Genomic DNA, 22,215 nt, shown 5'->3' on the forward strand with positions numbered 1-22,215 from the left:
GAAATCTTCTATTCTATATTCAACACAAAGGGAAACCAATGAATTTCGGAATGGAGGATTCTTATGTATTATAGTAATGGAAATTATGAAGCATTTGCACGGCCGCGCAAACCGATTGGAGTAGACGAAAAATCCGCTTATCTGGTGGGTTCCGGACTGGCCTCGCTGGCAGCTGCCTGTTTCTTAGTCAGAGATGGCCAGATGAAGGGAGAACATATTCATATACTAGAAGAACTGGATATTGCGGGCGGAGCCTGTGACGGAATTAACGATCCCCAGAGAGGGTTCATTATCCGGGGCGGGAGAGAGATGGAAAATCATTTCGAGTGCCTCTGGGATTTGTTCCACTCAATTCCCTCGATTGAGACAGAGGGGGTAACCGTGCTGGACGAATATTATTGGCTCAATAAAGATGATCCCAACTATTCTCTGATGAGGGCCACGGTAAACCGGGGCCAGGACGCTCACACCGACGGTAAATTTGCCCTGAGCGAGAAAGCGTCCATGGAGATCGTAAAGCTGTTTATGACGAAGGATGAGGATCTCTATGACAAGAAGATATCCGATGTCTTTACCGATGAATTTTTCGCCTCCAATTTCTGGCTGTACTGGAGGACCATGTTCGCCTTTGAAGAGTGGCACAGCGCTCTGGAAATGAAGCTTTACATCCAGCGGTTTATTCATCATATCGGCGGTCTTCCGGATTTCTCCGCACTGAAGTTTACCAAATACAACCAGTATGAATCCCTGATACTGCCTATGATTGAATATCTGAAACAATACAACGTACAGTTCCAGTACGGCACCCAGGTTACGAATGTGATCTTTGAAAAGAAGGGCGGCAGAAAGACTGCCAGACAGATTGTCTGCCTCCATAACGGAAAAGAAGAAAAGATTGAATTGACGGAAAATGATCTGGTCTTTGTCACCAACGGCAGCTGTACGGAGAATTCTACCCTGGGAGATCAGGACCATGCACCGGAGCGAAAAACGAAACCGGGAGAAGGCGGCTGCTGGCAGCTGTGGAAAAATATAGCCAAACAGGACCCGTCCTTCGGGCACCCGGATAAATTCTGTACCGATATTGAAAAGACTAACTGGGAATCTGCTACCGTAACCACCCTGGATGACAAGATTCCGCCCTATATCCAAAAGGTCTGCAAAAGAGATCCATTCAGCGGCAAGGTTGTAACCGGCGGTATTGTAACCTGCAAGGATTCCAGCTGGCTGATGAGTTATACCTTAAACCGGCAGCCCCATTTTAAAGAGCAGCCGAAGGATCAGCTGGTGGTCTGGGTATACGGCCTGTTTACTGATGTGCCCGGCGATTATGTGAAGAAACCAATGCGAGAGTGTACCGGCCTTGAAATTACAGAAGAATGGCTGTACCATCTGGGTGTCCCGGTGGAGGAGATTCCGGAGCTGGCGGCTGATTCCGCCCGGTGCATCCCCTGTATGATGCCTTATATTACCGCATTCTTTATGCCGCGGACCGCGGGGGACCGGCCGAAGGTAGTACCGGAAGGCTGTGTCAACTTCGCTTTTATCGGCCAGTTTGCAGATACCGTGAGAGATACGGTATTTACCACGGAGTATTCGGTGAGAACGGCAATGGAAGCAGTCTACACCCTGCTGGATGTGGACCGGGGTGTGCCGGAAGTATTCGGTTCCTGCTATGATGTGAGGGTGCTTCTGGATTCCACCTATAAGATGATGGACGGCAAGAAGCTGACCGATATGAAGCTGCCCTTTATGGCTAATCTGATCGAGAAGAAAGCATTGAAGAAGATATCAGGCACGGTAGTGGAAGAACTGCTGGAGCGGTATCATCTGATTTAATAACATAGAAAACAGACAAAGAAGCACTGTCCCGAACCGGGCGGTGCTTTTCTGTTGATCTATATTTATTTCCACTTGACGGTTAACACTTATTAACCTATAATATGGTTAATAAGTGTTAACCAAATGAGAGGAGAAGGTATTGACATGAGAAAAGAAGCTGTTTTGCGGAGAATTATGCTCTTCTGGACTTTATTTATAGGAATTGGGGCGGTGGCAGGGGCAACCGGGATGTTTGCCCAGCCGGATGGAAGCACGCTGGGCATGCAGGAGATGCTTCCTTATTTTCAGGTGCTTCCCTTTGCCGAAATGCTGTACCAGAATTATATTTTTCCGGGTATCGCCCTGCTGCTGATCAATGGGATGACCAATTTAACGGCTGCCTGGCTGATTTTCAGGAGAAAACCGGCAGGCGCCTGGCTGGGATGTATATTTGGCGTGACCCTGATGCTCTGGATTACCATTCAATTCGTGATTTTTCCGGCTAATTTTATGTCAACAATATATTTTGTTTTCGGGGCGATTCAGTTTTTATGCGGTGTGGCTTACATAATCAGCGTAAAGCAGAGCCAGTTTCAGTTTGACGCAGGTGGTTATACGGGAATTGGAGTGAACCCGGATATTCTGGTGGTTTATTATTCAAGACTTGGCTATACCAGAAAAATTGCGTATGAAAAGGCGGCGGAACTGGGTGCGGAGATTTATGAGATCACCACCCCGGAGCGCACGGCAGGGTTTTTCGGATTCCTGTGGCTGGGACGGTATGGCATGCATAAGCGGGCGATGCCGGTAAATTCGGTTCCATTTGATATAACCCGCTATCAAAAGGTGATCCTGGTAACGCCAGTCCATGTATTTTCCGTAGCGGCCCCGGTGAGAGGATTTCTGGAAGCCTGCCGGGGAAAAATCAGGGAGGCTGAATATATTGGAGTACACTTCCGGGGCGACAGTGATTTTCTCGGAATTTTTGATGAAATGGATCAGATTCTTGACATACAGGGCAGTAAGTGGGAAAGTATTGTATGTAAATTCGGCAGGGTACGGCGCCGGAGAAGGCGGGAGACAGGAACTGAATGAGAACAGAGAAGAGATTGGAAAAGCGGAACACAAAACAGATGATTTTAGAGGCGGCCCTGACGCTTTTTTCGGAAAAGGGCTACGAGGCGGTCAGTGTGGCGCAGATTGCCCAGGAAGTGGGAGTAAAAGCGCCGGCGCTGTATAAGCACTATAAGAACAAGCAGGATATTTTTGATGCGATTATTGCAGAAATGGGACGGCGGTATGAGAAGCAGGCGGCCCTGCTGGAGGTGGACGGCAGCCAGGCCATCCTGGATGCAGGAAAATACGCCGATATGGGGGAAGAGCAGCTGATCTGGGCAGGACGCAGCCTGCTGCATTATTATCTGACGGATGAGTTTGCCCGGCGCTGCCGGAGGATGCTGACGATAGAGCGATACCGCAGCGGAGAGCTGTCGGCATTATTTGAAGAACAATATGTAAACGGGCCTCTGGACTATCAGAGTGTTATCTTTGAGATATGTGCGAAAAACGGTGTGCTGAAAGCAGAGGACCCGCGGATTATGGCCATGCACTTTTATGGGCCTATTTTCCTGCTGCTGACGGCGTACGACGGGCATCCGGAGCAGGAACCCCAGGCGATGGAACTCCTTGAGCGGCATATCCGGCAGTTTAACCGGCTGTACCGGATTGCGGAGAATGAAGTGCTGTAAAAGGGCAGTAATAGTGGCGAATGAAAATCGGAAGAGGAGAGTGAAGTATGGAAAAGCTGATGTACATGATGTTCATTGAGAAGAGTAAGACCTATAACAGGATAACAAAGAAGGTGGTCACAGAGCACGTTGAAAATATAAGAAGACTGGATGACGAAGGTAAGCTGGAACTATGCGGCGTGTTTAAAGGTTATCCGGGGATGGCAGGTATGTATATTCTGAAAACAGACAGCCGCGAAGAAGCGGAGGAACTATGTAACAGAGAACCTTTGGTGATGGGAGGATATGCTACATACAGGTTAGTTGGCCTGCAGGCTGCAAACCGGGAAAATAATTATTTACTGTAATCATAGGGGAAATCAATATGTCGGGGCGCACAGCGCCCCTTTTTGTTCTTCGTATTAATTCTAAACAGGTGTTATTCTTGACAGTTGTGGAATACTATGGTAAATTGTAACCAGTAAGTAATAAGTAGTAAGTAATAAGTGGCAAGTAACATGCCGGGCACAATGAGAAAGGTGAGGAAGATCAATATGGAATCAATTACGGAACGCTATATGCTTTGCGCACTGAATGACAAGGGAAAAATACCGGCTTTAAGCAGTGAGATACCTGTCTGCATCGTGGCAGGGGCGGTGATGGACCTGGCTCTTGCGGGTTGTGTTGCAGTGGATAACAAACGATTGACAGTGTCTTCTCCCTTAAGCGGCGGGCTGCGGCATCTAACCTCTATTTATGATTATATAGCAGAAAAAGAGAAGATTAAACTAGACAAACTGGCATCCGAGTACTGCTTTTCTTTTTCTGGCAAAAGGATCAATCGATTGATAGATGAAATCGGCATGGCACTGAGCGAGGCTCATTCGGTTACCGTAGAGCAGGGCGGCCTCCTGGGAACTAAAAAACACTATATTCCCGACGGGAAAGCGGTCGACTCCGTTGTGCAGACGATCCGGGCAGAGCTTCTGGAGGAGGGGACGATGTCTGATGAAGCCATTGCGCTTGCCGGCTTGTTTGAGAAAAGCGGAATGTTAAAGAAGTACTTTTCCAGCTATGAAAAGAAAGCGTTGAAATCCAGGATGGAAGAAATAAAGAATTCTCCGTCCCATGAAATAATCAGCGAATTCATGGACTATATTAATACAATGATCGCGGTAATCGCAGTCACAAGCATGCCAAAGTGAGGTGGCCGGGATGTCGAGACAGCGGTCATGGGAAGTGATAGAAAGTTCGGAATATGTAACGATCGGCGAGCTGGTCCGGCTGACCTGTGTGCGTTACAGCACATTGAAATTCTATACGGAGGAGGGCATGCTTCCCTTTGAGCAGGCAGAAGAAAACCTGACAAGACGGTATCGGCGCGCGGAGAGCATGGAGCGGATCGCTTATATCAAAGAGTTGAGAGGACAGGGGAAAACGATTCCACAGATCAAGGAGATGCTTTCATGAATTAAAAATTGTAAACAACAGGGGGCATTGCAGGCTCCCTTTTCTTTTGTTTCAATATTATTTCTACAATTCTGGCTGTTTTTGCCCGAAAAAAGGAAATGTTATAAGTGAATCGATTCATAGCTGTACAGGTAGATTGGAGAACGGGAGGAATACGATGACGGATCAGGAAATGCTGGAGCAGCTGCATAAGAATCCCTCGACTGCATTGGAGCAAATAATAGATTGTTATGCCGGATTGATCTATGCGATTGCCCGCAATAAGTTAAATTCCGTCGGCAGCAGGGAAGATATAGAAGACTGCGTCAGTGATATCTTTGCACAGTTTTACGAAAAGCGGGGAGATGTGGACTTAAACCGTGGAAGCATCAAATCCTTTTTGATGATTCTTGCCAAGCGGACGGCAATAAAGCGGTTTCAGAAACTATGCGGAGAGAAAAATGCCGTTCATTCCGGGGCGGAAGACCTCGCGGACCTTCCCCTGCCGTCCGGAGATGACACAGAACAGGAAGCAATCCGCAGGACACAACGAAGAGAACTTTTACAGGCAGTGAAAGATCTGGGGGAACCGGACTGCGGTATTCTTCTGCGGAAGTATTTTCTCGGACAGACTGCCGGGGAGATTGGAAAAGCGCTTTCGCTGTCCAAAAACGCGGTGGAGAAACGGGCGGCCCGCAGCCTGGTAAAGCTGAAGGAATGGCTGGGGGAACGGGTATGATTATTTTGCAGGCTTAATATCGGGAAAGGTGTGATATTAGAATGGATCAGAAATTAAAAGAAGTTCTGGAGAATTTGACAGAAGAAGAGATTCTGGAACTGGATGATATAAAGCTGGACTGTCCAATGGAGGAAGGACAGCTTGAAAGAATTAAAAAGGCGGCTTTTGATAAGGCCGGTCTGGAAGAGGAAAAGAAGATCAGCTATACATGGGTTTTCCCAATTGCAGCCTGTGTCGTCTTGTTTCTGATCGTGGTGCCTCTCGTACGGATCATCGGCAACCGAAGGCTGCCGGACTACAAGGTCGTGCATGAGGACCCATTGATACAGGATGATGCGGCGAAAGAGAGTACAGAAGAAGACGGAGACAATATGTCGGAGGCGGAGCAGCCGGTCGTGGACGGCGCGGTTCAGAATGAATATGCACCGGTGCTGAGTACCTATTATGCCGAACATGGTTATCCGGATTATCTGGGAGGCATCTACACGGACGATGATGATGCTCTGGTTGTCCTGCTGTGTGAGGATACTACGGATATACGAAGAGAAATTGAAGAACTGGCAGGCACACAGGACATCCGCTATGAGGAGGCAGCGTATTCCTACCAATATCTGACTTCAATTCTGAATGAACTGTCTGAGAAAATGGGAAGCGGCGAAATGTCCTTCGTTATCCGCGCGGAACTGGACGATAAGGCAAACAGGATCAACATCTACATGACCAGCGCAGGAACACGGGAACGCAGGATGGCGGCGGATCTGGACAGGGAAGGAAGAGGGGAAGCGCTGAATCTTTTTCTGGTGGAAGAGTCAGAGCTGCCGAATCTGGATGACGATCAGAAAGACGCCGGCAAGGTAAGTGCACAGATAAAGGAAGAGACCGTAACGGCTAAAGACAAGAGTTTTACAGTTCTGCTTACGAACCATCTGGATGAGGAACTGGCATTTGGAGAGGAGCCTTGTCTGGAAAGGGAAGAGGACGGGACATGGAAAGCCGTGGAGACCAGGGAAAATGTGGCCTGGCATGATATCGCCCATATCCTTAGGTCCGGAGAATCCGGTGAAGATACGGTATATCTGAGCAGTATGTATAAGGATCTTACACCGGGACATTACCGGTACAGCAAGAAGCTGACCGGTGAGAGCGGAAGCTTTATGGCGAAAGCAGAATTCGACATAAAATAGCGGACGTGAAAACAAGCGGAATGTGGTAACAAAAGAGAGACTGTCTGCGGTGAACTGACAGTCTCTCTTTTGCATTAGGAACAGGCGAAGCCGTGACTCGCTCATTAGGCTCCGGTTATGCGATTGCGTCTTATATCCAATCAGGCATACTAAATCAGCGCGGTAAACAGAAATTTAGTAGTATGCCTTTCATAATTTCTGATAATTGCTCAGGATTTTCAACCATAATCATATGACATGAGTCATGGATAAACACTAAATTTAATTTACTTAAAACCTGTGCTGATAAATTTAAATCCTGAATTTTAGCTGGATACTCAGGTATACCCCGGTCACCATAAATCGCATAAATATCCTGTGAGATGTCATTTACTAAATTGGTATAATCAAAGTCAACTTGAAATGACTTCAGTAATTCAGCAGTATAAAATTCCTTTTCTTCACGTAACATTTGGAGAATACTATCTCCATACTTCTCCATATTTTTTTGTGTCATTAAATTTCTATAAAATTCATTAGCGGGTTTCAAATTAGTCTCTAAATAAATTATTTTACCGACGTTCATTTTATATTCTGCAATCAATTGCAATGCAATGATTCCTCCGAGACTGTGGCCTATGATCGCATCGTAACAATGATGCCCATAGTTTCTATAAACCCACTCAGTAATATCAACAACTTTTTTTGCATTTAATGTTACGTCGTGCGGGTACTCCACGTAGTCAATATCAAAGTCTCTTAAATAAGGTTTTATATAATCCCATATATGTTTCGTACAATTAACACCGTAAAGTAACATCAGTCGCATGATTTATTTCCTTCCATAAGTTACGGTTAAATCCTCAACGGATATTTATTATAGATTTATCTGACATCCATACTAACATACCGGGCTGTGCGCTACAATGGACTTAATAAAATGATTTTTCCATTAGTCTTTGGCATACCATGGCGTGGATCTCGCCGAAGCTTGAGTAAATACGTGAAATCTGATACACTAAATATAATATATGGTTTCATCACTGAGATTCGGAAGGGGGAGTCAGGGTGGAAGAAGAGAAAGAATATGGAAAAAAGTCCTATCTGGGATTTGTTCTGTGGATCATTGGATTTATGGCGGCATCCGGAGGAGGCGCCAGGCTGTATTATGTCTGGTTCCCGGAAGATTCCGGTACCGGGGCCATGCTCTTTACCCTGACAGTGGCCTATTTTGCTGTGGTTTTTCTAATGTGGCTTATATTTATCACCCAGAAAATATACTGGCTGAACGGTGTGGAGTACGAGGATGCCAAGGAGGCCGGGGAAAGCAGGCGAAAAGCCTGTGCCAGAGCCCATTTGATCTTATTTCTGAAAAATTTTCTTGCCTGGCTGGTTTACTGCGCGGCGGCGGTCTTGTTTTCTCTGCCGGTTGCGTTAAACTGTGTGGTATTTCTTGCTGTGGTAATCATACCGGCGGTCTGGTCGATGAAGATTAAATTATAGGGGGAGCGGGAGTATGAAAAAAGAGAGAAATCAACTGGCGGAATTTATTATAGGTATTGCCCTGTTTGCGGTGGGGGCGTTCTGGCTCATGTCCAGCGTGACGGTCACCACGGGATTTTACAGCTGGGGGTTCGGAGGCTTTCGGGTGGGCGGCCTGGTGATTGTGCCCTTTGTGGCCGGAATCATCTGGCTCTTTGTCAACCATGAATCTATGGGAGCGAAGCTGCTTGCCGGCGTGGGATTTTTGATTATCATCGCATCTATCATATTTGGGACACGCTTTTACTTTATGAGCCGTTCCCTGTATGAATATCTGCTGATGGTTGTCTTTATTTTCGGCGGCCTTGCCCTGATCTTAAAGGTGCTGCTGGCGAAACCGAAATCACAGGATCAGGAGGACGATGTGAGACAGTTAAAGCAGGATTATAATAAGGTGGAGAAAGAACTGGAAGAATTGAAAAAGAAACTGAAATAGATACAGGGCTTCCTGTCTGCGGACGGGAGGCCCTGTTCTGCAATAAGGCGGTCAGCCGATGCCGCGGCCATGCTCCACACGGTATACGGTAGGCGAAACTCCTTTTATCTTATGAAATGCCTTGGAGAAATAAAGGCTGTTGTCAAATCCCACGGAATTGGCCACCGCCGTGACCGACAAGTCGGTGGTTTTGAGCAGCTGACAGGCCCGGCTGATCCGATAGCCGGACAGATATTCTTTCGGAGAACAATTTAGAAAGCTCCGGAACTCCCGGTACAGATGGCTTCGGCTGACACCCGCATAGGCGGCGATATCCTCGATGGAAATCGGATAGGAAAAGTGGGAGGAAATATAATCCAGAGCCATTTTTACATAGGAGGACTTCCCAGGGGAGCTGCCTGCGCCCGCGGTCTTCTCCATCAGAACCGACAGAGCGAGATAGAGCTGGCCTGTCATGCGGACGGCGGCGTCCAGCGTATTCCCCCTGGCCTTATAGATGCGGTAGAGGCTCTTCTGAATCCGCTCTCCCTCCGGATGACGGCGCAGGATGGGATGGTTCCGGGTAAATGGCGTGGACTCCAGAATGGGAAGGGCGTCGTTGCCGGAAAATCCCACCCAGTAATATTCCCAGGGATCGGCCTCGTCCGCCTGATAGGAAATCTCTGTATCGGGATAGACCAGAAAACAGTCCCCGGCCCGGAGGGTAAATATCCTGTCCCCGGTTTTATAACAGCCCGAACCGGATACGATATAGTGTATCAGGAAGTGATCACGCACGCCGGGACCCCACTGGTAGAGAGACTCACATTTTTGCAGTCCCACATTATAGACCGACAGGGACATCAGTTCTTTTTCCTGCACTTTATAGGAATTCTTGAAGGTATCCGGCATACTGGCGCCTCCTTTCCTTGTATTGATTCCAGTATACAGCAGATATTTTTACTCATGCAACAAAATTACATGGAAAAAGAACATTTTCTCATTTACCGGAGCGGAAAAAAATAGGATAATGAAAAAAAGCGAAGCGTTTGAGAAGGGGCCCGGTTGTTTGGATTAGAACGTGGAATGAGTACAGGAATTAATAACGGGACAGCAATTGTCTATTTCAGAATGGAGGAATAAATATGAAGATACTGGTGCTTGGCGGAGCCGGATATATAGGCTCTCACATGGTATATGAACTGATCGACAGGGGAGACGAGGTGGTTGTCATTGATAACCTGGAGACGGGACACCTTGAGGCGGTTCATCCGGACGCGGTTTTTTACCAGGGGGATATCAGGGACCGGGCCTTTCTGGAGCGTGTGCTGACAAAAGAAACGGATATCTGCGGTGTGATTCACTTTGCGGCGAATTCCCTCGTCGGCGAGAGTATGACGAATCCATTGAAATATTACGATAACAACTTGTGCGGGACCAAGGTGCTGCTGGAGGCTTTAGTGGCCCACGGCATTGACAAGGTGGTATTTTCCTCCACCGCGGCGACCTATGGGGAACCGGAGCGGACCCCGATTCTGGAAACCGATCCCACTAACCCTACCAATCCTTATGGGGAGACCAAGCTTTCCATGGAGAAAATGTTTAAATGGACCGGCGCAGCCCACGGCCTCCGCTTTGTATCGCTGCGGTACTTTAACGCCTGCGGCGCCCATGAAAGCGGCAGGATCGGCGAGGCTCACAGCCCGGAGACCCATCTGATTCCCCTGATCCTGCAGGTGCCTTTGGGGCAGAGAAAGACGATCAGCATATTCGGGTCGGATTATCCGACCAAGGACGGAACCTGTGTGAGGGATTATATTCATGTGACCGATCTGGCCAGAGCGCATGTGCTGGCTCTCAACTATCTGATGAACGGCGGGGAGAGCAGTATCTTCAATCTGGGCAACGGCGTGGGTTATACCGTGAAAGAAGTGATTGAGACAGCCAGAAAGGTGACCGGCCATCCGATTCCGGCCAGCCTGGAAGACCGAAGGGGAGGGGACCCCGCGGTATTAGTAGCTTCCAGCGAGAAGGCGGAAACGGTTCTGGGATGGAAGCCGGAGAAGGGTAACCTGGAGGAAATTATAGCCTCCGCATGGAACTGGCACAGGAATCATCCGGAGGGATACCGGAGCTAAGGAGGGGTGGCCTTGAAAGAACAGGATGCAGTCAGAAAATTAGTGGACTATGGGCTGACTCAGAAATTGATAAAACGATCGGATGCTGTCTACGCGCTGAATCAGATTTTGGACGTGATGGGGCTTTCTTCTTATGAGGGGGAACCGGCGGGGGAGCAGAAAACCGGTCCGGAAGAACTGGAAGAAGTGCTTGGCTGTCTTCTGGACTGTGCGGCGGCACGAGGGCTGCTTAAGGACGATACGGTGGCGTACCGGGATCTTTTTGACACCAGGCTGATGAACTGCCTGATGCCAAGACCCTCCCAGGTGCAGAGGAAATTCAAGAAGCTATATCAGAAATCGCCGAAGATGGCGACGGACTATTACTATAAACTCAGCTGCGACAGTGACTACATCAGACGCTACCGGATCAGCAGGGATTTAAAATGGGTGGTACCCACGGAGTTTGGCGAGCTGGATGTGACCGTGAACCTGTCCAAGCCGGAAAAAGACCCGAAGGCCATCGCGGCGGCTCTGAAAAACATTCAGGCCAATTATCCCAGCTGTCAGCTGTGCCGGGAAAATGAAGGATATGCGGGCAGAGGAAACCATCCGGCCCGAAATACGCTGCGCCTGATCCCGATCACCATCGGAGGAACACCCTGGTATCTTCAATATTCGCCCTATGTGTATTACAATGAACACTGTATCGCCCTGAACGGGCAGCATGTGCCGATGAAGATAGACCGGTCTGCCTTTGAGAAGCTGCTGGATTTCATCGACCTGTTTCCTCACTACTTTATCGGCTCTAATGCGGATCTGCCTATTGTGGGAGGATCAATCCTGACTCACGATCATTTCCAGGGAGGCCGCTATGAGTTTGCCATGGCGAAGGCCCCGGTGGAACAGAAGCTGGAATTTTCAGAATATCCGTCGGTGCGGGCGTGGATTGTAAAATGGCCGATGTCGGTTATCCGCCTGGAGGGGGAGGACCGGACTGCGATTGCGGACCTGGCGGACCGGCTTCTGGAAGGCTGGAGAAGCTACTCGGACCCGGAATGTTTTATCTATTCGGAGACGGACGGCACTCCCCACAACACGATCACGCCGATCGCCAGAAAACGAGGACTTCACTATGAACTGGACCTGGTGCTGCGTAATAACATAACAACGGAAGAATTTCCGGACGGAGTTTTTCACCCCCACCCGGAACTGCATCACATAAAAAAGGAAAACATCGGTTTAATCGAGGTAATGGGGCTGGCGGTGCTGCCATCCCGGCTGGAATCAGAGATGGAGCTGCTGGCTGAGTGTCTGGTGAACGGTACGCCGGCGGAACGTGTGGAAAGTATCGCGAAGCACGGGGAATGGGCGGAGCAGATCCGCAGAAAATACGAGCAGATTAACTCCGAAAATGTAAATGACATCCTGCGCAGGGAGATCGGGCTGGTCTATGAGACGATCCTTCTGCAGTGCGGCGTGTTTAAACGGGATGAGGCCGGCAGAGCCGGTTTCCGCAGATACATAGAACAGATGGGAGGTACATGGAAATGACAGAACAGCTGAAAGAAATATTTATTGAAAAATTCGGCCCCGGGCCGGTGCGGACGTTTTTCGCTCCAGGCAGGGTGAACCTGATCGGGGAGCATACGGATTATAACGGCGGGCATGTATTTCCCTGCGCCCTGACTATCGGTACTTACGGGCTGGTCAGAAAAAGAGATGACAGAACGCTGCGCTTTTATTCCGTTAATTTCCCGGACGATGGCGTGGTGGAAACCTCCCTGGACGATCTGGTTTATCAGAAAGAGGCAGGCTGGACCAACTACCCGAAGAGTGTGATTTGGGCCTTTGCCCGGAAGGGTTATCAGACGGAATGTGGATTTGACTTTCTATGTTACGGGACGATTCCCAACGGGTCCGGGCTTTCTTCTTCCGCCTCCTTGGAGGTCCTCACCGGAACCATACTGTGCGGCCTGTTCGGCTTCCCGGTGGATATGGTGGAGAATTCCCTGATCTGCCAGATGGCGGAGAACCAGTATGTGGGAGTGAACTGCGGCATCATGGATCAATTTGCCGTGGCGGCGGGAAAGAAGGATCATGCCATCTTCCTGGATACAGCAACGCTTGAATATGAATACGCCCCCATCCGCTTAAGTGAGATGGAGCCGGGCTATAAGATCGTTATTGGAAATACCAACAAGAAACGGGGCCTGGGCGATTCCAAATACAATGAACGGCGGAGCCAGTGTGAGGAAGCTCTGGCCCAGATTCAGAAAATCAGGCCGGTGAAAGCGCTGGGAGACCTGACGGAAGCAGAGTTTGAGGAAGTGAAGGATGCGGTGACGGACCCTCTGTGCAGAAAACGGGCAAAGCACGCCGTCTATGAGAACCAGAGGACGATCCGGGCCGTGAAAGCGTTAAAAGAAAATGATCTGGTGCAGTTTGGAAAGCTGATGAATGATTCCCACGTCTCTCTCCGGGACGACTACGAGGTGACCGGAAGAGAGCTGGATGTGATGGCGGAGGCGGCTTGGAAACAGGAGGGCGTGATCGGCGCCAGAATGACCGGGGCAGGCTTTGGAGGATGCAGTGTGAGCATCGTCAGAGCGGATGCGGTGGACGCCTTCATCGAATCCGTGGGTAAGGAATATGAGGAAACGATCGGCTGGAAGGCAGATTTTTATGTGGTGGAGATCGGAGACGGTGCAGGAGAACTGACAGAATAAAGAAGGGAGATTTAAGTCATGAAGGTGTTGTATCATGTTGATCAGAGGGATAAATGGGAATTGACTCTGGGGAATGTCATTAATATGCTGGCCTATGGCCGGGAAAATAATGCGGAGTTTGAGATTGAAGTAGTGGCAAACGGCCCTGCCGTGGCGGATTTAAAAGAGACGGAGGCCAGAAAGAACGGCTTGCATGAGCGGCTGTCCCAGATCGGGACGGAAACCGCGGTCTGTGCCTGTAATAATGCCCTGCGGGGCCAGGGGATATTGCCGGAAGAACTGTTAAGCTTTGTGAAGGTGGTTCCCGCCGGAGTGGTTGAGATTGCGGGTAAGCAGCAGGAGGGATTTGCCTACATAAAGCCGTGAGCAGTACGTTCTATTGTTTTATATGAGAAAACCGTCAGCCGCAGTGCGGCCGACGGTTTTTGTGGTTATCGTGCCCATCATTTATTGAGTTTTTGTGATTAATTGTATTAATTCGATTCCTTCTGTTTTTCCAAGATTGCGGCTGTAGAGCCGCTGCGCCGCATTATTCCAGTGTTCGTGAACGCCCAGATTGGTAACGGCGTTACCGCTGCCGTCGGTATAAACAGTGCCCGAAGGAGGATTTGCTGCCAGCCCGGCTTCATGCAGATAATTCTCATTGGCTGCATTTTTTGCTGCACGGTTATATTCAGCAATCGCTGGCTCAGATGCAAGAAAATCCGCTTTGATTCTCTCCATTTCATTCTTGCAAGGCTTTTATCGGTTTAGCGGGAACTCCTGCAACGATCATGCCAGGGGGTACATCTCTGGTCACCACGGCGCCGGCTGCAATGATGGAATTGTCGCCGATTGTGACTCCGGGCAGAATGGTGGCATGTGACCCAATCCAGACATTCCTGCCAATGTGGATCGAAGAAGGAAGATTATCACCGCGCTCGGCAGGATTCTGCCCATGATTAATGGTAGCAAGGACCACATAAGAGCCGATCAGCGTTCCATCCCCGATGTAAATCCCGCCCTGATCCTGAAAGTGGCAGCAGCAGTTAATAAAGACATGTCTGCCGATGTGTATATTTTTGCCGCAGTCCGTGTAAAAAGGCGGAAAGAGTGCAAAGGTTTCATCAACGGGCTGCCCGGTGATCCGGGACATGAGTTCCTGTATTTTCTCCGGGGAATGAAAGGACCCATTCAGCTCTGACGTCAGACGCTGCGCTTCCCGGGCAAGCAAAAGCATCCGCCGGTGCACTTCGCTGCCCGCCTGTACCGGTCTGCCGCTTTTCATAAATTTTAAAAAATCTTCCAGCTCCATGTTGCGGCTCCTTTCTTAACGGTATGATTTCTCGAATATGCCGGCTTATCGGCATGTTGCATACCTCCTTATATTCTTAGTGCTGTATGTTCAGCTGCTTTTTAATACTGTGAATCAGAAAGTCCAGGCAGTCGAGCTGTTTTTGACTGATACGTATGCCATTTAACAGGGCTTCTCGGTACGAAACGAGCATGGAAAGCAATTCGGGGTCTCTGCCATCTTTCAGAACAGACATGCACCGGCTTGTCATCTGCCCGTCACAGCCCGCGTCCATCAGATTTTGATAAATTATGCCGAACCTGTCTTCCGCCTGTGCCATTTACCTCACCTCCGCCTTGAGTATAAGACCCTTCGGACTATTATGTCTAATGCCTATAATTTATCCTGTGTTATTCTTGACAGGAATATCATGGCGCGGTATGGTAGAATTAATTGGAAATACAGGAGGACAGAGGATTATGGAGATTCGGGTTCTGCGTTATTTTATAGAAATAGCCAGACAGGGGAACATGACGCGGGCAGCAGAATACCTGCATGTTACCCAGCCTACCTTATCCAGGCAGATGAAGGAGCTGGAAACAGAATTGGGGAAGAAGCTGTTCCGGCGGGGAAGCAGCAGCGTCAGCCTGACCGATGAGGGCATGCTGTTACGAAAACGGGCCGAAGATATTCTGGAAATGGTGGATAAAACCACAGAGGAATTTGGCGCGCTGGATAATATTCTGGGAGGAGAAGTCAGAATCGGCTGTGCGGAATCCCACCTCATCAAATATCTTGCAAGGGTAATCAGACAACTGAAAGAAAATTATCCGCTGTTCCGTTACCATTTAACCAGCGGAAATACGGAGCAGGTGGCGGAAAGGCTGGATAAGGGGCTTTTTGACTTTGCCGTGATTGTGGAGCCGCCGGATCTATCCAAATATAATTATCTGGAAGTGCCGGAAACAAATATATGGGGTGTAGTCATGAGAAAAGACAGTCCGCTTGCCGGAAAGGAACGAATTTGCGTGGACGATCTGATCGGCCTGGACCTGATCTGTTCTTCCCAGGCCCTGGAGGTTGATATTCCCCGGTGGTGCGGAGAAAAAGCCGATATGCTCAATCTGTCCGGCACACTTAATCTGGTTTATAACGGCTCGGTATTCGTGAGAGAAGGGCTTGGATATATGCTTTCTTTCGACAAGCTTGCCGGGACGGGACCGGACAGTGAGCTTTGTTTCCGCCCGCTGGAGCCGCCTCTGGAAACGAAAATGTATGTGATCTGGAAGAAATATCAGGTTTTTACACCGATCGCGGAACTGCTGCTGGAAGAGTTAAAGATGCAAATTGGTGTAAAAGAACAGGATGACTGATCCGGCATGTTTCACGAATTCATTGCACGAAGAAAGCTCCATGTCACGCTTTTGCGGGGCATGGAGCTTTTTAAGATCATCGAAAGCCAGACTGCTTTATATTATCTGGATCTCCGGATTTTGTTTTAGCAGTTCAGCAAGCAGCAACTCTTTGTCACGGACGGAAACCATCATCTCCTGACGGCGTCCGGCAATGCTCAGGCGGTCCAGAGAGGCGGCACTGGAAGAGAGCGGATTGCGTGTCCGGCGTATCGAGAGAATATCCGATATTTCCATACTGTCTTTAAACAGGCCGAAGTATAACCGGATCTTCCCGTCTTCGATCAGCACATAATTGCGCAGTACATTCGGCAGAAAGATCAGATTGAGCAGCAGCAGGGAAATCACCAATACCAGGACCTGATCCGGGTCAAAAAGAAGTTCATAGAGTATGAAGCCGTTGCAGCCGATCAGGATCAGCCAGTACCAGAATGCTATCTTGCCTTTGAATTTCATTTGCGGTTCCTCCTGATGTCTTTGGGTATGCCGGGTGATGCTAGATCCAGCCGCCGTCCAGATTAATGACCTGTCCGGTAAGATATTCATTTTTGTGGGTCAGCTGGTGGACAAAGTCTGCCACTTCCTCCGCGGTTCCCATCCGGCCCGCCGGAATCTGATCCTGAAGTGCGATCACTTCCTCATCCTCCAGAAAACTGTTGATTTCCGTGTCAATCAGGCCGCAGGCCACGGCGTTGACCTGGATATTGCTGGGCGCCAGTTCCTTGGCCAGAGCCCTGGTCAGAGCGTTGATGCCGCCCTTGGTGGCGGAGTAGGCCACCTCGCAGGAAGCCCCCACCTTACCCCAGACAGAAGAGATATTGATGATCTTTCCCCGCTTCTGCTGTACCATGTAAGGGATGGCCAGATTTGTACAGTTGAACACAGAGGTGAGATTGGTCCGTACAATACGGTCCCAATCATCCGGCTTCATATCGGAGAACAGCCCGATATAGGAAATACCCGCATTATTTACCAATACATCTACACCGCCAAACTGTTTTTTGATTTCTTCAAAAAGATTGGCCGCTGTCACATAATCTCCCATGTCTCCCAGATAAGTAAGACAGGGGACCTGATAGCTCTCAATTTCCCGTTTTGTCTGTTCCAGCAAATCAGCATTTTTAATACAGTTAATGACTACGTTGTATCCTCTTTTGGCATACTTTACTGCGATAGCCTTGCCGATTCCTCTGGAAGCTCCTGTCACCAATACCGTTTTCCGATTCATAAACAGACCTCCTTTGATTCTGGCGATGTTAACGTCCATGGACAAGAAATACACCGAAGCCAGAACCTTTTTTTATTACGTTCGTCCCTCATTCCATAAAAAGAAAGGGCCCTTCTCAAACGCTTCGCTTTTTGAGAAGTTGCAAATAGCCTTGCTTCGCTCGGCTATTTTTTATTACATAGGAAAGTTCTCCAAACTTTCCTATGTAATAAAAAACCCTCCGGGGGATCGCACTGCGGCGGAAAGGAATTGCGTTGCCTGAGCAACCCGCCGCAGGCGGAGAATCCCGCAAGCGGGATTCTTTGTTCTAAAAATATTATACCATATTTCTTTCCTTTGCGTAAGGCCGCGTGTAATATTCTGCGGTCTTTTCCTTGCGGGGCGGATGAAATTTTGCTATCATAAAAGACAGTAATGCTGTACATATGGATGACAGAAACTTGGCAGTATACCGTATGAAAGAGGCCGCAGGACCACATACTGAAATAAAATGAGATTATGTCGGGAAAATGACATGGTGTTAGGAGAAATGGGAATGTTGAAAAACAGTAAGGCCTGGAAACGAATGATTATAATTATTTTGGGGACATCCATTATGGCAGCAGCCATCAATCTGGTCTTCGAGCCGATGAATATGGTAACCGGCGGATTTTCCGGCCTTGCGATTCTGGTCAAAAGATGGACGGAGGGACTGCTTCCGGGCGGTGTTCCCCTGTGGCTTACCAACTTTTCCCTGAACATTCCGCTGTTCCTTGTGGCCAATAAGGTGCTGGGCAAACAATATATCGGCTATACTCTGTTTGCCAACCTGTCTTTTACGGCTGCGCTGTACCTGATCCCAAGCTACGATGTGGCAAGAGGAGATTTCCTTCTGGCGGCAGTGTTCGGCGGCGTCCTCACCGGAATCGGTCTGGGTCTGGTTCTGATGCTGGGCTCTTCCACAGGAGGCACGGATCTGCTGGGTGCCCTGCTGCACAAACGGTTTCAATATTATTCCGTGGCGCAGTTTCTGATGGTAATTGACGGCGGCATCGTGCTGCTGGGCGCGGCAGTGTTCGGCATCAACAACGCTTTGTATGCGGTTATCGCAGTATTTATCTCCACCAAGATTGCGGATTCCCTGATGGAGGGGCTCAAATTTGCCAAGGCAGCCTATGTGATATCCGACAAATATGAGCAGATTGCGGAGCGGATCATGGAGGAGCTGGGCAGAGGCGTGACAGGAATCTCCATGCGGGGGATGTACTCCAATGCAGAGAAGCAGATGCTGTTATGCGTGGTGGGAAAAAAGGAGATTGTCAGGCTGACGGAGCTTGCCAGAGAATGTGATAAGACTGCCTTTATCATCGTATCCGATGTGAGAGAAGTGATGGGCGAGGGATTCGGGCTGGAAATAGAGGAAAATACGGACAAAAAGTGATGATACAAGAAAGGATTGCGTGATTACAAATGAGATTACAGCTGCAGCACGTACACAGGACGACGATGGACGGCAGTTCCTTTATCCAGGATTTTAATTTGTCGGTAAATGAGAAGGAATTTCTTGTACTGGCAGGGCCGAGGGGCTGCGGCAAGTCGACCATCCTGAGGATGATAGCCGGCCTGGAAGATATGGACGCCGGCGAAATCTACATAGATGATGTTCTGGTCAACGAGCTGGAACCCAAGGACCGCAGTGTGGCGATGGTATTTTCCAACAGCGTCCTCTACCCCGACATGACGGTTCTGGACAATATGGCATTCAGCCTGAAGCAGAAAAAGATGTCCAAGGCCGAGATCACTGAGCTGGTGGAGGAAGCGGCTGAGCTTCTGGGGATACGGAATATTCTAAAGAAGAAACCCCGGGCGCTGAATCCGGAGCAGGCCCAGAAGGTGATACTGGGACGGGCGATCGCCAAGAAGCCGAAGATCCTGCTGTTAGACGATCCGTTTGTCTCCCTGGATGATAAGCTGAAACTGCAGATGTGGTTTGAGGTGTCTGTTTTATATCAGAAAATGGATACGACTATCGTCTATGTGACCAATGACCCCACGGCGGCCATGGCGCTGGGCACCAAGGTTGTGATCATGAAGCACGGGCGCATGATGCAGATGGACGCGCCGATGGATTTGTATGAAACTCCTTCCAGCGTGTTTGCGGCTGAATTTTTCGGCAATCCGCCCATCAACTTATTTGAAGCTCATATTATGGAGGAGGACGGTTATCTGATGTTTGAATTCGCGGGATACCGTATGCCGATCCTGCACAATAAGGCGATGGTACTAAGAGACCGGGGATACATAGATAAGGATGTAATCGTGGGGATACGGCCGGAAGATATCAAGGAAGAACAGATCTTTGTACAGACGGCCGGAGAAAGTGTGATAAAGGCCCTGATCCGGGTGAAGCAGATGCTGGGAGCCACCACCTATCTGGATATCCAGGTTGGCGGCATTGAACTGATCGCCAGTGTCAATCCCAGAACCACAGCCAGGGCGGGCGATATGGTAAAATTAGCCTTTGACGCCAGAAAGCTGCACTTTTTTGATAAAAAGACGCAGGATATCATAGTAAATTAGGGCAAAATGACCGATTAACAGCGGCAGCGGAGAATCGGAAATGCCAATCTGGAAATTTACACAAAAATGTTCGTGATTTTTGTTTACTTTTGCTCAAAATGATGATAAAATGGTTTCGTGTCGATTAAATTCTATGCTTTTCTACTCAGATATGGCGCATAGGTTCATGCAGATTACCCAATCTGCCCGGCACAGGGTATCCACAGAAAATATGGCCGGCAGGAGCCAATTTCATATGGAAAGGGGCCGCAGGTCATGTGGGGCCTGAAACCACGGTGAGCAATGGAAGCAGGAGGCGGTTACGAATGATATCAAACCAGATTCTTCAGAACACAATTGAAGGATTGAAAGCAATTACGAGAACGGATCTTTGTATCATGGATACGGAAGGGAAGGTTTTAGTGGCCACCATTCCGAATGCAGAGGAATATGAAAGTGCCGTTCTGGCCTTTGCGGATTCCCCGGCGGACAGCCAGGTCATGCAGGGCTATCAGTTCTTTAAGGTGTATGATGATCAGCAGTTGGAATATGTCATTCTGGCCAGGGGAGACAGTGAAGACGTCTACATGGTGGGTAAGATTGCCGCGTTCCAGATCCAGAATCTGCTGGTTGCTTACCGGGAACGTTATGACAAGGATAATTTCATCAAGAACCTGCTGTTAGATAATCTGCTGCTGGTAGATATCTATAACCGGGCGAAGAAGCTGCATATTGAGACGGAAGTCCGGCGGGTTGTTTTTATTATTGAAACCAAGAATGAAAAAGATAATAATGCCATGGAGACGGTGCGCAGTCTGTTTGCGGGCAAGACGAAGGATTTTATCACTGCGGTTGACGAGAAGAATATTATTCTGGTGAAGGAATTAAAGCCCGGAGAGCATTACGACGATATGCACCGGGTGGCCAAGATGATACTGGATACGCTGAATACGGAGGCCATGACCAAGGTTCACGTGGCGTTCGGTACAATCGTCAATGAGATCAAGGATGTTTCAAGGTCCTACAAGGAAGCCAAGATGGCTCTGGATGTGGGCAAGATTTTCTACAGTGACAGAGACGTGGTTGCCTACAGCAATCTGGGAATCGGCCGTCTGATTTATCAGCTGCCCATGCCGCTGTGCAAGATGTTCATCAAGGAGATTTTCGAAGGAAAGTCCCCGGATGATTTTGACGAGGAGACGCTGACGACAATCAATAAGTTCTTTGAGAACAGCCTGAATGTTTCAGAAACCTCCAGGCAGCTGTATATACATCGTAATACGCTGGTATACCGGCTGGACAAATTGCAGAAGAGTACAAATCTGGATCTTCGGGTATTTGAAGATGCCATTACTTTTAAAATTGCGTTAATGGTAGTAAAATATATGAAATACATGGAGAACCTTGAATATTAGTATTCAGGGTTCCTCTTGCTGTTTATGATTGGAAGTATTTCTTCCGTTGGATAAGACGCAGAGGGGCCAGCAGAACCGGTGGAGACCGGCCGGTGCTGGTCATGTTTCTGCACGGGAGGTCAGAATGATAAAGCCATACAGTATGGATGAAGTGCGCAAAGAACTGGATGCAAATCTGGAAGCGCTTCTGAGAGAACTGGAAGATGAAAAGGAAGAAGAACGCCGGGAGGAAGCAGAAAAGCTTGCGGCGGGCAAAGATAAAGAAGAAAAAACGGAGGACTTGCACCTTGTAAAACCTCTTCCGAAGGAGAAGAAGCAGGAGGGGGCAGAGGAACCGGACGCCACTGTGAAAGCATCAGAAAAGATCCGGGTTGTAAAGAAAATACCCGCACAAAATGTGCGTGAACAGAATGTGCGCGAACAGAATACGCGTGAGCAAATTGCACGTGAGCAGGATATGCCTGTTCTGAAAACATCAGAGAAAGTTTCCGATAAAGGTGTTTCAGACGGCGGGCGTGCAGGATCGGACGAACCTGTACATAAAGCGGAGCCTTCGAAAAAGGCGGGGAAAGCTGCCGCTGAGCCTGTTTCGCGTGAGCATACAATCGGACAGACCATTCGGGAACAAAGTGCCGGCGAGCCGCAGG

General features: G+C 48.9%; 25 protein-coding genes. 18 read left to right on the forward strand and 7 right to left on the reverse strand.

Features of this window, described 5'->3' with window-relative positions; translation table 11 throughout:
- Positions 1-63 precede the first annotated feature (63 nt).
- The 8 genes from ABCW47_RS04175 to ABCW47_RS04210 all read left to right on the forward strand — a co-directional run bounded on the left by ABCW47_RS04175 (position 64) and on the right by ABCW47_RS04210 (position 6,920).
- Entirely contained in the window at positions 64-1,839 is a 1,776-nt protein-coding gene (locus tag ABCW47_RS04175) for an oleate hydratase (protein WP_343208603.1), read from the forward strand.
- A 147-nt stretch (positions 1,840-1,986) separates the two neighbouring features.
- Positions 1,987-2,916, forward strand: a complete 930-nt coding sequence (locus ABCW47_RS04180) for a flavodoxin family protein (RefSeq protein WP_343208604.1) — start codon at positions 1,987-1,989, stop codon at positions 2,914-2,916.
- Positions 2,913-3,569: a TetR/AcrR family transcriptional regulator gene (locus ABCW47_RS04185; protein ID WP_343208605.1), complete on the forward strand. Its 657-nt coding sequence runs from the start codon at positions 2,913-2,915 to the stop codon at positions 3,567-3,569. The genes ABCW47_RS04180 and ABCW47_RS04185 overlap by 4 nt, the downstream gene beginning before the upstream one ends.
- Before the next feature lie 47 nt (positions 3,570-3,616).
- Positions 3,617-3,916, forward strand: coding sequence for a YciI family protein (locus ABCW47_RS04190; protein ID WP_343208606.1), 300 nt, complete (start codon positions 3,617-3,619; stop codon positions 3,914-3,916).
- Positions 3,917-4,102: 186 nt separating this feature from the next.
- Positions 4,103-4,753: a GOLPH3/VPS74 family protein gene (locus ABCW47_RS04195; protein ID WP_343208607.1), complete on the forward strand. Its 651-nt coding sequence runs from the start codon at positions 4,103-4,105 to the stop codon at positions 4,751-4,753.
- Between the two features lie 10 nt (positions 4,754-4,763).
- The gene (locus ABCW47_RS04200) at positions 4,764-5,018 is read left to right on the forward strand and encodes a helix-turn-helix domain-containing protein (RefSeq protein ID WP_343208608.1); all 255 of its coding nucleotides are present in this window, start codon (positions 4,764-4,766) and stop codon (positions 5,016-5,018) included.
- A gap of 157 nt (positions 5,019-5,175) precedes the next feature.
- Positions 5,176-5,736, forward strand: coding sequence for a sigma-70 family RNA polymerase sigma factor (locus ABCW47_RS04205; protein WP_343208609.1), 561 nt, complete (start codon positions 5,176-5,178; stop codon positions 5,734-5,736).
- A gap of 41 nt (positions 5,737-5,777) precedes the next feature.
- Positions 5,778-6,920: an immunoglobulin-like domain-containing protein gene (locus ABCW47_RS04210; protein ID WP_343208610.1), complete on the forward strand. Its 1,143-nt coding sequence runs from the start codon at positions 5,778-5,780 to the stop codon at positions 6,918-6,920.
- A 154-nt stretch (positions 6,921-7,074) separates the two neighbouring features.
- On the opposite strand, the gene ABCW47_RS04215 is transcribed toward ABCW47_RS04210, so the two are convergent.
- On the reverse strand, positions 7,075-7,728 hold the full coding sequence (locus ABCW47_RS04215) for an alpha/beta hydrolase (protein ID WP_343208611.1): 654 nt from the start codon (positions 7,726-7,728) through the stop codon (positions 7,075-7,077).
- 239 nt (positions 7,729-7,967) lie between these two features.
- Between ABCW47_RS04215 and ABCW47_RS04220 the strand changes: the two genes are divergently transcribed.
- Both ABCW47_RS04220 and ABCW47_RS04225 read left to right on the forward strand, forming a co-directional pair.
- Positions 7,968-8,402 (forward strand): hypothetical protein, encoded by a 435-nt coding sequence (locus tag ABCW47_RS04220; RefSeq protein ID WP_343208612.1) that lies wholly within the window; start codon positions 7,968-7,970, stop codon positions 8,400-8,402.
- Between the two features lie 13 nt (positions 8,403-8,415).
- Positions 8,416-8,877: a hypothetical protein gene (locus ABCW47_RS04225; RefSeq protein ID WP_343208613.1), complete on the forward strand. Its 462-nt coding sequence runs from the start codon at positions 8,416-8,418 to the stop codon at positions 8,875-8,877.
- Between the two features lie 51 nt (positions 8,878-8,928).
- On the opposite strand, the gene ABCW47_RS04230 is transcribed toward ABCW47_RS04225, so the two are convergent.
- A complete protein-coding gene (locus ABCW47_RS04230) occupies positions 8,929-9,768 on the reverse strand; it encodes an AraC family transcriptional regulator (RefSeq protein ID WP_343208614.1) in 840 nt (279 codons plus the stop codon).
- Positions 9,769-10,001: 233 nt separating this feature from the next.
- On the opposite strand from ABCW47_RS04230, the gene galE reads away from it, so the two are divergent.
- From galE to ABCW47_RS04250, 4 genes are read left to right on the forward strand one after another with little or no spacing between them, the layout of a single operon-like run.
- Positions 10,002-10,994, forward strand: coding sequence for a UDP-glucose 4-epimerase GalE (galE, locus tag ABCW47_RS04235; protein WP_343208615.1), 993 nt, complete (start codon positions 10,002-10,004; stop codon positions 10,992-10,994).
- 12 nt (positions 10,995-11,006) lie between these two features.
- Positions 11,007-12,527, forward strand: coding sequence for a UDP-glucose--hexose-1-phosphate uridylyltransferase (locus tag ABCW47_RS04240; protein WP_425516051.1), 1,521 nt, complete (start codon positions 11,007-11,009; stop codon positions 12,525-12,527).
- Positions 12,524-13,702: a galactokinase gene (locus ABCW47_RS04245; protein WP_343208617.1), complete on the forward strand. Its 1,179-nt coding sequence runs from the start codon at positions 12,524-12,526 to the stop codon at positions 13,700-13,702. The genes ABCW47_RS04240 and ABCW47_RS04245 overlap by 4 nt, the downstream gene beginning before the upstream one ends.
- 18 nt (positions 13,703-13,720) lie before the next feature.
- Positions 13,721-14,068 carry a DsrE family protein gene (locus tag ABCW47_RS04250; RefSeq protein ID WP_343208618.1) on the forward strand — a complete coding sequence of 116 codons (348 nt, stop codon included), beginning with the start codon at positions 13,721-13,723 and terminating at the stop codon, positions 14,066-14,068.
- An 81-nt stretch (positions 14,069-14,149) separates the two neighbouring features.
- On the opposite strand, the gene ABCW47_RS04255 is transcribed toward ABCW47_RS04250, so the two are convergent.
- The 3 genes from ABCW47_RS04255 to ABCW47_RS04265 all read right to left on the reverse strand — a co-directional run bounded on the left by ABCW47_RS04255 (position 14,150) and on the right by ABCW47_RS04265 (position 15,315).
- Positions 14,150-14,425 carry a hypothetical protein gene (locus tag ABCW47_RS04255; RefSeq protein WP_343208619.1) on the reverse strand — a complete coding sequence of 92 codons (276 nt, stop codon included), beginning with the start codon at positions 14,423-14,425 and terminating at the stop codon, positions 14,150-14,152.
- A 1-nt stretch (position 14,426) separates the two neighbouring features.
- Positions 14,427-14,996: a DapH/DapD/GlmU-related protein gene (locus ABCW47_RS04260; RefSeq protein WP_343208620.1), complete on the reverse strand. Its 570-nt coding sequence runs from the start codon at positions 14,994-14,996 to the stop codon at positions 14,427-14,429.
- 76 nt (positions 14,997-15,072) lie between these two features.
- Complete coding sequence (locus ABCW47_RS04265) at positions 15,073-15,315, reverse strand: hypothetical protein (RefSeq protein ID WP_343208621.1); 243 nt, start codon at positions 15,313-15,315, stop codon at positions 15,073-15,075.
- Between the two features lie 139 nt (positions 15,316-15,454).
- On the opposite strand from ABCW47_RS04265, the gene ABCW47_RS04270 reads away from it, so the two are divergent.
- Positions 15,455-16,348, forward strand: coding sequence for a LysR family transcriptional regulator (locus ABCW47_RS04270; protein WP_343208622.1), 894 nt, complete (start codon positions 15,455-15,457; stop codon positions 16,346-16,348).
- Between the two features lie 96 nt (positions 16,349-16,444).
- Here ABCW47_RS04270 and ABCW47_RS04275 read toward each other — a convergent pair whose 3' ends face one another.
- Positions 16,445-16,843, reverse strand: a complete 399-nt coding sequence (locus ABCW47_RS04275; protein WP_343208623.1) for a PH domain-containing protein — start codon at positions 16,841-16,843, stop codon at positions 16,445-16,447.
- A 40-nt stretch (positions 16,844-16,883) separates the two neighbouring features.
- On the reverse strand, positions 16,884-17,615 hold the full coding sequence (ymfI, locus tag ABCW47_RS04280; protein ID WP_343208624.1) for an elongation factor P 5-aminopentanone reductase: 732 nt from the start codon (positions 17,613-17,615) through the stop codon (positions 16,884-16,886).
- 535 nt (positions 17,616-18,150) lie between these two features.
- On the opposite strand from ymfI, the gene ABCW47_RS04285 reads away from it, so the two are divergent.
- The 3 genes from ABCW47_RS04285 to ABCW47_RS04295 all read left to right on the forward strand — a co-directional run bounded on the left by ABCW47_RS04285 (position 18,151) and on the right by ABCW47_RS04295 (position 21,568).
- Positions 18,151-19,035: a YitT family protein gene (locus tag ABCW47_RS04285; RefSeq protein WP_343208625.1), complete on the forward strand. Its 885-nt coding sequence runs from the start codon at positions 18,151-18,153 to the stop codon at positions 19,033-19,035.
- A 29-nt stretch (positions 19,036-19,064) separates the two neighbouring features.
- The gene (locus ABCW47_RS04290) at positions 19,065-20,174 is read left to right on the forward strand and encodes an ABC transporter ATP-binding protein (protein ID WP_343208626.1); all 1,110 of its coding nucleotides are present in this window, start codon (positions 19,065-19,067) and stop codon (positions 20,172-20,174) included.
- 305 nt (positions 20,175-20,479) lie between these two features.
- On the forward strand, positions 20,480-21,568 hold the full coding sequence (locus ABCW47_RS04295; protein WP_343208627.1) for a PucR family transcriptional regulator: 1,089 nt from the start codon (positions 20,480-20,482) through the stop codon (positions 21,566-21,568).
- Positions 21,569-22,215: the final 647 nt, after the last annotated feature.

It is taken from the genome of Anaerolentibacter hominis, from assembly GCF_032380675.1.
GTDB lineage: Bacteria > Bacillota > Clostridia > Lachnospirales > Lachnospiraceae > Anaerolentibacter > Anaerolentibacter hominis.

Bases quoted from the DNA above. Each gene is read 5' to 3' on its own strand.
- ABCW47_RS04175 (WP_343208603.1), top strand. From the start codon at position 64: ATGTATTATAGTAATGGAAATTATGAAGCATTTGCACGGCCGCGCAAA.
- ABCW47_RS04180 (WP_343208604.1), top strand. From the start codon at position 1,987: ATGAGAAAAGAAGCTGTTTTGCGGAGAATTATGCTCTTCTGGACTTTA.
- ABCW47_RS04185 (WP_343208605.1), top strand. From the start codon at position 2,913: ATGAGAACAGAGAAGAGATTGGAAAAGCGGAACACAAAACAGATGATT.
- ABCW47_RS04190 (WP_343208606.1), top strand. From the start codon at position 3,617: ATGGAAAAGCTGATGTACATGATGTTCATTGAGAAGAGTAAGACCTAT.
- ABCW47_RS04195 (WP_343208607.1), top strand. From the start codon at position 4,103: ATGGAATCAATTACGGAACGCTATATGCTTTGCGCACTGAATGACAAG.
- ABCW47_RS04200 (WP_343208608.1), top strand. From the start codon at position 4,764: ATGTCGAGACAGCGGTCATGGGAAGTGATAGAAAGTTCGGAATATGTA.
- ABCW47_RS04205 (WP_343208609.1), top strand. From the start codon at position 5,176: ATGACGGATCAGGAAATGCTGGAGCAGCTGCATAAGAATCCCTCGACT.
- ABCW47_RS04210 (WP_343208610.1), top strand. From the start codon at position 5,778: ATGGATCAGAAATTAAAAGAAGTTCTGGAGAATTTGACAGAAGAAGAG.
- ABCW47_RS04215 (WP_343208611.1), bottom strand. From the start codon at position 7,728: ATGCGACTGATGTTACTTTACGGTGTTAATTGTACGAAACATATATGG.
- ABCW47_RS04225 (WP_343208613.1), top strand. From the start codon at position 8,416: ATGAAAAAAGAGAGAAATCAACTGGCGGAATTTATTATAGGTATTGCC.
- ABCW47_RS04230 (WP_343208614.1), bottom strand. From the start codon at position 9,768: ATGCCGGATACCTTCAAGAATTCCTATAAAGTGCAGGAAAAAGAACTG.
- galE (WP_343208615.1), top strand. From the start codon at position 10,002: ATGAAGATACTGGTGCTTGGCGGAGCCGGATATATAGGCTCTCACATG.
- ABCW47_RS04245 (WP_343208617.1), top strand. From the start codon at position 12,524: ATGACAGAACAGCTGAAAGAAATATTTATTGAAAAATTCGGCCCCGGG.
- ABCW47_RS04250 (WP_343208618.1), top strand. From the start codon at position 13,721: ATGAAGGTGTTGTATCATGTTGATCAGAGGGATAAATGGGAATTGACT.
- ABCW47_RS04255 (WP_343208619.1), bottom strand. From the start codon at position 14,425: ATGGAGAGAATCAAAGCGGATTTTCTTGCATCTGAGCCAGCGATTGCT.
- ABCW47_RS04260 (WP_343208620.1), bottom strand. From the start codon at position 14,996: ATGGAGCTGGAAGATTTTTTAAAATTTATGAAAAGCGGCAGACCGGTA.
- ABCW47_RS04265 (WP_343208621.1), bottom strand. From the start codon at position 15,315: ATGGCACAGGCGGAAGACAGGTTCGGCATAATTTATCAAAATCTGATG.
- ABCW47_RS04270 (WP_343208622.1), top strand. From the start codon at position 15,455: ATGGAGATTCGGGTTCTGCGTTATTTTATAGAAATAGCCAGACAGGGG.
- ABCW47_RS04275 (WP_343208623.1), bottom strand. From the start codon at position 16,843: ATGAAATTCAAAGGCAAGATAGCATTCTGGTACTGGCTGATCCTGATC.
- ymfI (WP_343208624.1), bottom strand. From the start codon at position 17,615: ATGAATCGGAAAACGGTATTGGTGACAGGAGCTTCCAGAGGAATCGGC.
- ABCW47_RS04285 (WP_343208625.1), top strand. From the start codon at position 18,151: ATGTTGAAAAACAGTAAGGCCTGGAAACGAATGATTATAATTATTTTG.
- ABCW47_RS04290 (WP_343208626.1), top strand. From the start codon at position 19,065: ATGAGATTACAGCTGCAGCACGTACACAGGACGACGATGGACGGCAGT.
- ABCW47_RS04295 (WP_343208627.1), top strand. From the start codon at position 20,480: ATGATATCAAACCAGATTCTTCAGAACACAATTGAAGGATTGAAAGCA.